Source organism: Galbibacter marinus (genome assembly GCF_000300875.1).
GTDB lineage: Bacteria > Bacteroidota > Bacteroidia > Flavobacteriales > Flavobacteriaceae > Galbibacter > Galbibacter marinus.
Genome location: NZ_AMSG01000018.1, coordinates 16,048 through 29,214 on the forward strand (window position 1 = coordinate 16,048; position 13,167 = coordinate 29,214).

At 38.5% G+C, this 13,167-nt stretch carries 8 protein-coding genes; 2 read left to right on the forward strand and 6 right to left on the reverse strand.

Annotated features, from left to right (window positions below):
- Window positions 1–9 precede the first annotated feature (9 nt).
- Both I215_RS11565 and I215_RS11570 read left to right on the forward strand, forming a co-directional pair.
- Window positions 10–459: a FixH family protein gene (locus tag I215_RS11565; RefSeq protein ID WP_008992153.1), complete on the forward strand. Its 450-nt coding sequence runs from the start codon at window positions 10–12 to the stop codon at window positions 457–459.
- Window positions 456–1,163 (forward strand): sulfite exporter TauE/SafE family protein, encoded by a 708-nt coding sequence (locus tag I215_RS11570; protein ID WP_040460317.1) that lies wholly within the window; start codon window positions 456–458, stop codon window positions 1,161–1,163. Before I215_RS11565 ends, I215_RS11570 begins: the two co-directional genes overlap by 4 nt.
- A 25-nt stretch (window positions 1,164–1,188) precedes the next feature.
- Here I215_RS11570 and hemN read toward each other — a convergent pair whose 3' ends face one another.
- The 6 genes from hemN to I215_RS11600 all read right to left on the reverse strand — a co-directional run bounded on the left by hemN (window position 1,189) and on the right by I215_RS11600 (window position 12,915).
- On the reverse strand, window positions 1,189–2,547 hold the full coding sequence (gene hemN, locus I215_RS11575; protein WP_008992155.1) for an oxygen-independent coproporphyrinogen III oxidase: 1,359 nt from the start codon (window positions 2,545–2,547) through the stop codon (window positions 1,189–1,191).
- A 131-nt stretch (window positions 2,548–2,678) separates the two neighbouring features.
- A complete protein-coding gene (locus tag I215_RS11580) occupies window positions 2,679–4,370 on the reverse strand; it encodes a SusD/RagB family nutrient-binding outer membrane lipoprotein (RefSeq protein ID WP_040460324.1) in 1,692 nt (563 codons plus the stop codon).
- Between the two features lie 11 nt (window positions 4,371–4,381).
- Window positions 4,382–7,516 carry a SusC/RagA family TonB-linked outer membrane protein gene (locus I215_RS11585; RefSeq protein WP_040460318.1) on the reverse strand — a complete coding sequence of 1,045 codons (3,135 nt, stop codon included), beginning with the start codon at window positions 7,514–7,516 and terminating at the stop codon, window positions 4,382–4,384.
- 327 nt (window positions 7,517–7,843) lie between these two features.
- Window positions 7,844–8,953 carry a putative glycoside hydrolase gene (locus tag I215_RS11590; protein WP_008992158.1) on the reverse strand — a complete coding sequence of 370 codons (1,110 nt, stop codon included), beginning with the start codon at window positions 8,951–8,953 and terminating at the stop codon, window positions 7,844–7,846.
- Between the two features lie 14 nt (window positions 8,954–8,967).
- On the reverse strand, window positions 8,968–10,041 hold the full coding sequence (locus I215_RS11595; protein WP_008992159.1) for a carbohydrate-binding family 9-like protein: 1,074 nt from the start codon (window positions 10,039–10,041) through the stop codon (window positions 8,968–8,970).
- A 177-nt stretch (window positions 10,042–10,218) separates the two neighbouring features.
- Complete coding sequence (locus I215_RS11600; RefSeq protein ID WP_008992160.1) at window positions 10,219–12,915, reverse strand: AsmA-like C-terminal region-containing protein; 2,697 nt, start codon at window positions 12,913–12,915, stop codon at window positions 10,219–10,221.
- Between the last annotated feature and the right edge of the window lie 252 nt (window positions 12,916–13,167).

Below are 13,167 nucleotides of genomic sequence, written 5' to 3' on the forward strand. Positions count from 1 at the left end.
AATAACAATATGAAATTCAACTGGGGGACAGGAATCGTTATGGCCTTTGCTATGTTTATAAGCTTTATAGGGTACTTGGTTATTAAAATGAATACCAATGAAATTTACCAACATGATTTGGTGACAGAAGATTATTATAAAAAGGAATTGGATTTGCAGCAGAAAATCGACAATGCAGCTGCAGCGGCTACTATGGATTATAGCATTAAGGTCAAACAACGAGTAGAAGGCTTATTGATTGGGTTTCCAGAAAATTTACGAGATGATCAAATCAAAGGTTCTGTTTACATGTACAATCCTTCTAATAAAAAACTGGATTTTACAACAGCAATAAAACTTGAAGGATCAAAAATGCTTATACCCTCAAAGCACCTTTTAGAAGGACGTTGGGATATAGAGATTAACTGGGAGGTGAACCAGATACCGTATTATTTCAAAACTAAATTAATGTTACAGTGATTTTTTCAGGTTTCATATTGGGATTATTAGGAAGTCTGCACTGCGTAGGTATGTGTGGACCAATTGCATTTTTACTTCCATTGGATCATAAAAATCCAGCTAAAAAATTAGGGCAGATTTTCCTATATCACTTTGGGCGCCTATTAACCTATGGGTCGCTCGGGGTATTATTTGGATGGTTGGGAAAAGGATTGTTTGTAGCTGATATGCAGCAGCGTTTATCTATTGTAATTGGTCTAATAATGATACTAGCGGCCCTTATTCCAATGAGGTTTCTTCGAGCAAGCAAAATATCCCAATGGAGTTTTTCTTGGATGTCTAAAGCTAAAACAGCCCTTGGAAAACAGCTAAAGAAAAATAGAACCTCAGCCCTATTTTCCATTGGTATTTTAAATGGGCTTCTACCCTGTGGTATGGTATATATGGGACTCTTTGGAGCTTTAGCTTTTGCTAGTCCTATTCAAAGTGGCCTGTATATGATTTTTTTTGGATTGGGTACATTGCCTCTTATGACTACCGCTGTTTATTTGGGAAATTTCTTATCGGTTTCCATGCGACAAAAAATAAGTAAAGCCATTCCGGTGGCCGTTGTGGTCATCGGGCTAATGTTTATTCTACGAGGCATGGGACTTGGAATACCCTATTTATCACCCTCGAATCTACAGCTTTTTATCAAAGCAGATCCAAGTTGTATTGTACCTTAATTAAAAACATTCTTTAGCACCCCAATTATACTGTCAAGGAAAACAGTTGGGTTTCAGGTTTACTTTTTCTCAAGTACACATCAAAGGCCATACAAATGTTACGGATAAATGCTTTTCCAAGATCGCTCACCTGTATCCCATGATCGCTAAAGGTAAGTAGGCCATCATTTTTTAATTCCTGCAAAGAGTCAATAACCATATCTAATTCATCGAATTTCATGGCATCATCCTTCCAGCTTGTTTGAAATTGACACATCAGATTAAGTATATGACGACGCAGGGTCAAGTCATAAGTGGATAATACGTGCCCTTTAATCACTGGTATCTCCCCTTGATCAACCAATTCTTTATAAGTATTGATGTCCTTTTCATTTTGAGCAAAAGCCGACCAGCTATCACTAATACTAGAAACCCCTAAACCGATCAAAAGATTGGTATTTTGCATAGTGTAACCCATAAAGTTCCTATGTAGCTCCCCTTGCTTCATCGCAATATACATGGGGTCTGTTTTAAGAGCGAAGTGATCCATTCCGATTTCCTGGTATCCAGCATCGGACAACAGTTTTTTTCCAAATTCATAGAGCTCTCGTTTCTCATCTCCATTTGGAATATCTTTCTCATCAAAACCTCTTTGTCCATTTCCTTTAATCCAAGGAACATGTGCATAGCTATAAAAAGCAATTCTATCGGGAAGAAGTTTAGCGGTCTTTACAATGTTATCTAAAATATGTTCTTTTTTTTGAAAAGGAAGTCCAAAAATAAGATCGTGACTCACTGAGCTATATCCTATTTCTCTGGATTGTTCAGTAACTCGCTGTACGTTTTCAAAAGGTTGTATTCTATTAATAGCTTTTTGAACGCGCGGATTGTAATCTTGAACCCCATAACTCACGCGTCGAAATCCAAGGTCATATAGCAGCTGTAGATGTTCTCTTTTAGTATTGTTAGGATGCCCTTCAAAACTGAATTCAACATCATTGCCTTGCTTGGCAATTTTAAAAATTCCGTCAATGAGCTCCTTTAAATTTTCAGGGGAAAAGAATGTGGGAGTTCCACCACCTAAGTGGATTTCTTTAACAATAGGGGTATCTGCAAAAAGATTCACATACAATTGCCATTCTTTAAGTAGGGATTCTATATAGGGGGTTTCCACCTGATGCCTTTTGGTGATGCGCTTATGACAACCACAAAAAGTGCAGAGGCTTTCACAAAATGGCAAATGGATATATAGGCTTAATTCTTTTTGATTCTCGGTAAAAGAACTCTTTAGGCATGTTTTCCACTTTTGCGAATCGAAGCTTGTTGAATCCCAGAACGGAACCGTCGGATAACTCGTGTATCGAGGCCCTGGAACGTTATACTTTTGAATTAGACTTGCACTCATTTCCCTAGCATTTAATAGTACAAAATTATCAAATCCGACAGTGCTAAAAGATGATAATTATCAGGTAATCAAACAAAAAGGACTGCCCCTTAGAGCAGTCCCTTTAGCAATCTAAAATTCAAACATTAACATTATTTTGCCCACCACAATTTGGTAGCTTGATTATCTGGGCCTTGTTGACTTACGGCCTGAGCGTAATTCGGATTTGCTTGTGCCCCAGATCCATAACGAAGTCTTTGCGGATAATCACCATTAAGGGTCCCAAGTCCAAAAATAACAGGGTTTGAAACTCCTGCTGCTAAACTAGAAGGATATCCAGTATCGCGAACAATAGCCCAAGCTTCAAAGCCATCTGTATAGCTTGCCAACCAGCGTTGTAAGGCGATTTTTTCTAATTTTTCTTCTGTTGTACCTGTAGAAATATCCGCAATGGCACTATTTGAAATATAATTATTGGCATCCCCTTCAGAGATTTCCCATAATTTCATAGCCTCAATTATTCCTTTTGCCATAAGTTCTTGTGCATCTCCTGAGGTAATCCCACGAACAACTGCTTCTGCTTGTAAAAAGTAGGACTCAGCACTGCTAAGGATAATCTCAGGATATCCAGTGGCTTTATCACCTCGTGGTTGTAGGATGGCGTCTCCTGGGGTACTGAACATTTCAAAGCGTACATAGGGCATAATATCAGCATTCAAACGTATTGGTTGACCGATATACTGTCCTGCTGGAAGGTCAATAATAATATCATCTCCATCTACAGTCAAGGTGTAATCCGCTTGGGCGGTAATTAAAGTAGATTCGATAAAATCTACACGCTCTTGGTAGTTAGGATCTGTATATGAACCACCTTCTTTGATATTGGTAAACACAAAGGATCCACCAGGCGCAGGATTGGCATATACCGGAAGACGAGGATCATTGTTATCGTCCAACAAGTTTATAAACGGCTCACCCATGGTCCACTTCGACCCTAAACCTGCGAAATCATGCCAAACATCTCCATAGGAAGAAGAAGTCCACTCGCTGATCACATAATCCTTACTCATAGTTACACTACCTGTGGTCGCATCCAATAGTGGTTGGTTTAAGGCTTGGTTAATCGTTGTCTGGGCAAAGTCAGCTCCAGGAGCACCCAAGGCTCTCATTCCTAAGCGCAGTTTTAAACTATTGGCCAGTGTTTTCCAAAGTTGAAGATCACCACCACAGTACACATCGTTTTCTCCAACATCATCAATCCCTAAACCTGTACGCTCCGCGTCTCCAATGATAGTCATAGCCTGATCTAAATCCGCTATAATTCCTTTATAAATATCGATCTGTGCGTCGTATTTGGGCGTTAGGATTCCATCGACACCAGCCTCAGAAAATGGGACCATCCCAAAGGTATCGGTGTACATCTGGAAGTACAAGCTCTTCATTATCAAAGACATGGCAAACATATACTGGTTTTCAAATTCACCACCTTCTTTGGTAAAGTCTGCGAAGGCTTTAATATTTCCAAAATAACCAGCTAACCATCCATAGGCTGCATCGGTATAGGCCACATCGTACTTATAGCCTAATTCACCAGCCCACCAGCCTTGATTAAAACCAAAGTCAACATGTCCAGCATAACGATCAGAATTGATCAAATGTGCTCTCCAATACTCAAACCTGCTTGGAGCATATAACCCTACCTGAGAATTGGTTAAAAAGTATTTTGCACTAACCTCATCAGAATCAAAACCCTGAGAGTCTCTATTAATTTCCTCAAAATCCTTTGTACAACCCACTGCAATAATGAGGCATAAAAGGCCTGTTATATATGATAATTTTTTCATCGTGTACATTTTTAGAATTTTACATTTAAACTAAGTCCGATACTTTTGGTAGTAGGTAGTGCATAATACAATACTCCCTGTCCTAAGTTCGAGGTAGAATAAGAAGATTCTGGATCAAAGTTATCAGTCTCCTTATAGAAGAAGAATAGGTTACGACCCACTGCACTTAAAGAAAGGTCTGTAAAGAAGCTTTTATCTAAAAACCTAGCTGGTAAATTATAGGTTAAACTAAGTTCTCTCAAACGAACATTGGTTTGCGAGTACACATACTCGGAACCAACTCCACTGACAGATCCCCAATAATCCTGAGCAGAAATTCTAATTGAATTAGCAGAGAAATTACCCTCACCATCATCAATAACCCCTGGAACAACCACACCGTCCTCTCGGTATAGTAAAGAGCGCTCTGATACACCACTAGCATCTAAACCTGCATCGGTTGCAGAGAATACTTCACCACCGATTCTAAAGTCCACTAAAGCATTCAAGGTAAAATCCTTGTATCGAAAGGTATTTGTAAATCCACCAGTTAAATCAGGCTGATAATTACCCATTTTAATACGCTCAGCGGTTGCTTGAGGACGTCCTTCAGCTGTCAATATAAGTTCACCTGCTTCATTTCGAAGCCAATCTGTAGTGTAAATATCACCATAACCATCACCGACTTCAGCCCTTACATCTACTATACCACTATTACTTGAACTAAAGGTAAAGTTGTCCTGGCCATCAATAAGACTTACTAATTCATTTTCATTTTTTGCTATATTAAAGGAAGTATTCCATGTGAAGTTCTCGTTATCAACTGGCGTTCCACCAACTAATAATTCAAATCCTTTGTTGGTAATCTCCCCTACGTTCTCTCTAAAGAACCCATATCCTGTTCCTGGATCTACTGGGACATCAAAAATTAAATCCTTACTACTGATTTGGTAATACGCGAAATCAGCATAAAGTCGATTTCTAAAAGCTTGTAATTCCAACCCTACTTCCTGCGAGGTAACGTCTTCAGGTCTAAGGCTTTCGCTGAATTTAATATTCTCACGTGTTATCTGAGTATTTCCTAGGTAGCCATTTGCAGCTACTTTAAAAACATTGACGATTTGCTGAGAATCTGTATCATTACCTACGCTTGCGGTACTTGCCTTTAGTTTTAAAAGATCGATATTGGCATCTTCTAAATTAAAAATCTCATTGAGCAGCACACTTACACTTGCCGAAGAATAGAAATAGGATTGATTTTCTTTTGGAAGCGTAGAAGACCAATCATTTCTTGCCGTTAAATCTAAATAAACCATATCATTATATGAAAAGGATGCTGAACCATATAGGGAATTCACTCGCTTTTCAACTTTATCGGTTTGATAGGCTGTTAATTGGGTTCCATCTGTATTATCTAGAAAATAACGACCAGGTATTTTAAAATCAAATCCGTTGGTTCCACTTGATTTATAAGTGGAGTGCCTCATATTACCACCAGCATTAGCGGCAATATTAAATTTAGAACCGATGTCTTTGTTGAACATCAATAAGAAATCATAGTTGGTCTCAGTATTGTCATTTTGGCTAAAACGGATTCTACCATCGTAAAAAAAGTGATGACCCGTAGCCTCATAACCTTCTGTCTCTACAGAAATCGCATCAGTACCTACCCTTGCAAAAGCAGACAACCAGTCGTTGAATTGATAGTTTAATTTCGCAAATCCTGTAATTCTGGTTCTAAAATCGGCATTGTGGTCATTTTGCAACATCCAGTATGGGTTTCCTCCATTAGATGTTGGTGCAATAACAGAATAAGGTCTAGTTGGATCTAAAGGATTGGTTAGATCTTGATAGGTCTTTAAATCATTGATGTTCACATTTCTTACCAGAGGCCAAACATAAGCCACTACTCCTTCAGTACCTTGAGCTGGCCTGTTGTTGGCTTCTTGCTTAAAATAAGTTACCTTGGCATCTAGTGATAATTTATCAGAAAGATTCGCTGTTCCTCTTAGGTTAAAGTTGTTTCGTTTAACACCGGAATTAGGCAATATGGATTCCAAGTCCGAATTTGTGTATGAGAAGTACACGGTAGCTTTGTCTGAACCAGCATTTAAAGCGATCGTATTGATGTAACTAGAACCTGTTTCAAAAAAATCTTTAACATTATTAGGTTGTGCAGAATAGGGTCGCATCTCACCATTGTATGCCAGTCGCATTGAACCGTCAAAACGCGGTCCCCATGAGCTGTGACTCTTTACTGTACTAACGCGTGAATTTAAATCAGCCGATTGGTCAATTTGTGGGAAGTTACCATCAGTTCCACGACCGTATTGGTTTTGGTAATTCGGCAAAACTAATGGAGTATCGAAGGTCACACTTGATGTATAAGAAATCCCCAAACCTTTGGTTTGACGTCCACTTTTGGTGGTGATGATAATCACCCCATTACTTGCTCTAGATCCATAAAGGGCAGCTGCATTTGGTCCTTTTAAAATGGACATGCTCGCGATATCATCTGGATTAATATCAGAAATCCCATTCCCCATATCAGGAATAGAATATTCAGAACCATTAGAAGACTGTAATGCGGTATTGTCGATAGGAACCCCATCGACCACATAAAGCGGTTGGTTATTCCCTGTAATGGAATTGTTCCCTCGAATTACTACCCGAGTTCCACCTCCGACTCCAGAGGTTGATTTGGAAACTACCACCCCAGCCACCTTACCAGCTAGAGAACTGGCAACGTTAGATTCCTTTACTAAAGAAACGCTTTCTCCATCAACCTCAGTAACCGAATATCCTAAAGATTTACGTTTTCTTGTAAGTCCTAAGGAGGTGACCACCACCTCATCGAGTTGTTGGGTGTCTGCGCTAAGGGAAATTGAGAAAGAGTTTCTTCCCGCCACAGAAACCTCCTGTGTGCTAAACCCGATCATAGAGATTTCTAGAACGGCTTGTTCTGAAACTTGATCTAAGGTAAAATTACCGTCAAAATCTGTCGAGGTCCCTAAATTTGTTCCTTTAATTGCTACTGTAGCACCAGGTAAGGGAAGACCATCCTCTTGACTTGTTACCGTACCAGAAATGCTTTTTTCTTGAGCATTGAGCTGAATACTGAATAACAGCCAGGAAAACATCGTAAAAAATAAAAGTCTCTTACGCATAAAATTGAAGTTTAAGTTAGTTTTTATATTTAATTGTTGCTAGCCTTATATAAATAAGGATAATATAGTCTACATAAATGTTAAAAAATACTTAATGGTTTCTAAATTATTTCGACCAACAACAGGGCTTTGAAAACAAACGACAACAAATGCCATACAAAGCCATTTAAAAATCACATAAATGGTTTTAGTAATACTAAATTCGGGACTTTAAAAGTTTTATTTTTAACTGATTTTGAGGTGATTTAAAGTAAATTTTACATTTAATATTTGTATCCAGTTAAAATGGCATTGCGATTTAATTCTCCTAAGTGTGTAATGTTTTAATTATTGGGACACCTTAATGGCAGAAAGCTGTTCTTTTGTTAAGGCTCCCCCGTCAAAAAATGAAATTCCCTTGGCGCCATTTTCCTTAGCTAGCTCAATGGCTTGTTCTAACTCTTGAGCAGTCATTGGAGGAACAAAAATTCCGGTATGTAATTCTGTAGGTCTTCCTTTAAGATCTGCAACTCCTTGCCCAGTGGCATATCCTATCCAATCAATCTCTTCGTTATAGAAATTGTGATAGATCATAGGAAGAACGATATCGATATTCCATTTATCCCAGCGCTGACGTACCATATGATCGGCCATTTCTGGATACGGAAACACCGCAGCGCTTAATTTCTTTCCATGTTTGTGAACAATCTCATAAGCATCATTCACAACTGCTTTAATTTGATTTAATCGAAATTGCTTCCACTCCATATCAATGGCTGGGTTTGAAAAATCACGTGGGTTTTTATGATGGATTTTCTCAAACTTCTCAACACATACATCACAATAGCAAAAATCAAATTCTGGGAGTTCCGTATCCTGGGTTAAATCATACTTTGGCAATAGACCCACAGGCAGGAAAATATCAGAGTACCGGATGTAATCCAAATGTACTGTGGCTATCCCGTCTACTTTAGCCAGCTGTTCTACTAAATTTAGCACATGCTCCCGAGCTGGTTTTCTAGTGGGACATAGCCACTGGTAGTAATCCACATAAGGTCTTGTGTCGAAACAGGAGTTTCCATCACCACTCACCGCATACCACTCGGGATGTTGTAAGGCGATCGAATCTCCAGGGCGATTCATGGCCATAATCCAAGCATGAACCTCCAATCCTTGGTCTTTGGCTATCGGAGTTAGCCTTTGTAATAACTGTGGATCTGTGTGGGTATTAATCAGGACAGCATCAATGCCGTGAGATTTATATTTTGTAAATTCTGCTACATAAGAGGAATCACTTCTCTTTTGGTCCGCGGTAATCCAAGTCCAATATTTAAATTCTTTTTGATCGATACGCTCTGTCTTTTGGGTAAGATCAGCTTCTATAGTTTTAGACTGCTTTTCTTGACAGCCGAGTAAAATCAAGGCCGTTAATAGATACAATGCGTGGTTAGTTTTCATGATTTTTAAAAATTTTAGCGTTTAGTTTTAGTTGTAAAATATCCATCTTCGCGAATGATCAGAAGATTCGAAGTAAAGGGACTTTTAACAGTTATATTATATCCCGTATCGTGCAATTGTAATTCTGGTTGCAAAAGTGCTCCTTCTACTCTTAGGGTTTCTAATTCCAAGTCTGATATACTAGATGCCCAGTGCTGGTGATTATGATAATAAGCATTTTGTGCCCTATAGAGCTTGTACATTTCCCATTTTATTTTCTCATCCTTTGGGATCTGAAAATCCTTGTGTCCCGTTTTAGATATTGAGTTAGATGAAAAATACACGTATCCCCAATGTTCGGGCTCGTGCATATTGACTACGCCTTGTGGTGACCAAACCCAATTGAATTCATCTAGGTACTTTCCTGCAGAATCTCTTTTACGAGTATAGCGGTTTTGCTCTAGCTCAAATTGCCATTGCACTCTGGAGAAATTTATTCGCCAAAAGTTATCCTCTGGAATCGGACCCCCTCCTTCTCTTAGGGCCTCCCATGGAATGGCCAACTCTAGACTCCATGAGGTATCAACATCGGTTGCATCATTTAAGGTTCCTTGATAGGATACCGCAGAGATAAGGCCTTTAATATCCCAGTGATCTAGCACTTTACCACCTTCTCTGTAGGGTTTGGTTAAAAACAAATCCCACAGGGTATTTAAGGCATTAATTTCAAGCTCCATATAATTATGAGTATCTCCATCGGGATCAATAAAGATTTCAAAATCATTATTGTAAAAGATAACCGTATCGCGTTTTTTTAAAGTTCCCCAAATGTGAGGCTCCTCCATTTGCACATACACATAGAGGTAATTTGTATCCCAAAGCATTTTTAATTGGGTATTGTAGAGAGGCCTTTCATGCCCTTTAATATCTACAAATTCACTTGACCAAGGGGCAAGCTCCCACGACTTCTCCTTAGCAAGGCCGTCAATGGTAATAGAGTCGCTCACCGTATAGGCTGTGTAGGTTTTAGGGGTAATGGATTGTGCACTAATCTCAAGAGAAAAGCATGCTAATAAAGCAATTAGGACAAAAAGGGAGTGTTGGTGCATTGGCTAAAATGGTATGTTGTGAATGTTAAAAGGACAGTAATTGAAAACAAATTCAACAATTACTGTCCTTTAAATATTCTTATAATAATCCAAATAACTAAATTATTTAGACCATCAACGGCCATGAGCATCCAAACACCTACAAAATGAAGATGTTCAGCACATTACCATTTTTTTTTAGTTCACCGTATCCTTATCTTTTTTACCTAGAAGCCCTTGAAGTAGCTTTCCTGCAGTGTTTTTAATTTGATCGTTTTTAGAAGTTTGTACCGTATCACTTGTGGCCGTGGAGGTACTATCAGCGGTTTTACTTCCCCCTAGAATACCACCTAAGGCTTCTTTTAATTTATCACTTCCTTTACCGATCAGTTTTTGTTTTTGTTGCTCGATAAGTTGTTTGGTAAGTTCACTCGCCATCGACCCAAGATCCGTTGAGATGGTAGGATTGGTATAGGATCCTCCGATAGTTGCAGTTACTGGCACGGCCATATTTTCTGCATTGGGATCATTTAGTTGTGCTAAGACCTTAGAGACATCCTCTCCTAAATACTTTGCAGGAACATCAAAGCTCACATTATAGGCCATGGATTTATCAAATCCATGAGATCCTGCTACTTCCACATCGATGTCTTTCACTTTAAAGGAGAATGGTTTTACATTGACTTTCCCATTATCAAATGTAAGGGACGCCTTTACATCTCTGGTATTTTCCTCAGTAGCCTTTAAAAAATCAACCTTTTGACTCAAGACACTTAAGAGTTTCCCCTTTTCAGGATCCACTCCACTAATTAGAGCCTCGGCAAGGGCATTACCTGAGATCGACAATAAGTTTGGCGTAAAATCCGAATTCAAATTTCCTTTTATATCAAAGGAAGAATTTAAAGTCCCTGTTAGGGCATCGGCAATAGGCGCTACTGCTTGTAATATCTCCAAGCCTTGGAAGGATTGCGCAATACTAAAGTTATTCATCCCAAGATCCAGATTAAAAGCAGGCACTGCTTCTTTGGTTGAAACAGACCCATTTAAAGCCAGCAAACCACCAAATATACTAGAGGTTACATTTTTTAAAGATACAGTCTGATCTCTTATAACCAATGTTCCGGAAACATCCTTTAATGTCAGGTTATCGTAAATAACATTGTTAGCCTTGGCATTTATAGTTGCATCTAGAAAAGATGGGATTTTGATCTCCTCTTCAGAGCTTTGTCCTGCGGGTTGCTCTGTTTTAGGAGGGCTTTGCGTCTCTGAGCTAGACTCTGAGGAAGTTTCTTCTTCGCTAGAGGCCATCATAAAATCATTAATAGCAAAGGTGTTGGAATGTAAATCAAAGTTCCCTTTCAAAGTTTCCTTATTAAACATATATCCCAACAAATTTTCGATGGCTCCTGTAGCAGAAAGGTCGGTTTGTCCAGTCTTTGCTACAAAACTATTCAGTTTCACGTCCCCAGCAGAAAATGCCAACGCGGCGTTGTCAATGGCTACAGGATTTTTGAGTTCCTCGGAGCTGTACTCAAATCCTTTTAAGGATAAAGTTCCATTATTTTTAGTATTCTGATATTGACCCTTTTCGATAGAATTCATATCAAAATTGGTGTTTATATTGGCATCTAAAATTCCTTTTAGAGGTGCATCCAAATCAAATGGATAAGCCTGGGAAAGATTCGCTAGATTAATTCGCCCCTTTAAGCCTGCATCAACTAGTGGATTATCCATGATGTTTTTTATTTGTGCCTGTGCGCTAAAAACATCCTGAGCTATCTGAAAATCCAATTTATTAATAGCAACATAGGTATTTTCTACAATCCCTGTCTCATTGGCTATTCTGGCATCTATATTGATATTTTTAACCGCCTCAGGCAGGTCTGGATACTTAAAAGAAGCATTGTCTGAAGCTATTGAAATATCAAAACTTGGAATATGATCTTGGTCAATGACACCACTTAATTCTCCAACAATACTAAAATCACCTGTGGTTTCTACATTAGATATATCCTTTGAGTATTCCTTTGGAATAACGGCTAGGAAATTTTTAAAATCTGTAGAAGGTGTTTTAAAATTAATATCCACTTGCTGGTTATCCTCATTCACTTGTACAAAGCCGTCAAACACCAATTCAAGTTGATTAATAATAGCTTTGTTATCTAAAAAGGTGTATTTATTTTGATCTAAATCCACTCCGATCACCGCATCAAGCTTCAGTGGATTTTTATCCAAATAGTTCACACTGTCCATTTCAAAGGATATAAGGGTGGAGGTCTGGGTGTCTAACTCTGATATGCTAGTGGATAAATCTCCCTTACCTGAATGATTAAACTCATCGAGTTCAAAATACATCTTTCCTGGCTGGTCGTAATACGTTATCTTAGAATCTGTAATCTGATAACGCTCCACAGAAAATGAAACGGCCTGATCGCTTTGCGGAGCTGTTTCGTCTTGCTGATCTTGCGGTTTAGATGGGCCTTTCGCATCTGATTCTTTGGCTATATCGTAGTTTACATTTCCATTTTCATCAGTTAGAATGTTTACCACCGCCCCGTCAATTTCAAAACTATTGATACTATATGGCTCACCAGCTTTATTGAAGATTTGCATAAAAGGAACGCTTAAATGCGCTTTATCGGCATATACCAAGGTATCTCCTTCAAAAGGGGCATTGTTAATGATACTCAACTCCTCAATCCCTACTGAAACATTTGGGAAGTTTCTAAGAAAACTAATGTTGGCCTCCGCAAATTCAAATTTTGCATTAATATTCTCATTTACCGTTTGTTTCACTATTTTAATGATCTTCCCCTGAAATAAAAATGGGGCGATCAGTAATAAAACAACAATCACAGCGATTGTTATAGTGGATATTTTTAGAATCTTTTTCATTTGTAACTTTTTTGGGGATTCGTTTCAGTTTACACAAATTTGCAGCATTTCCCCTACAATGCCTTAGAATTTAATAAAAATTTAATGTTTCGTCTTATATACGAATAGAATACGGCTATAGATTAGCTTGTAACTGGAATAATCCATAACCCTGAGTTTACAAATTCAATCTAACCTCTCTCCTACCAACTTCCAGTAAATAACAGCTAAGGATATCACACAATATTTTGCCCTGTTTCTCCTTAAGATACC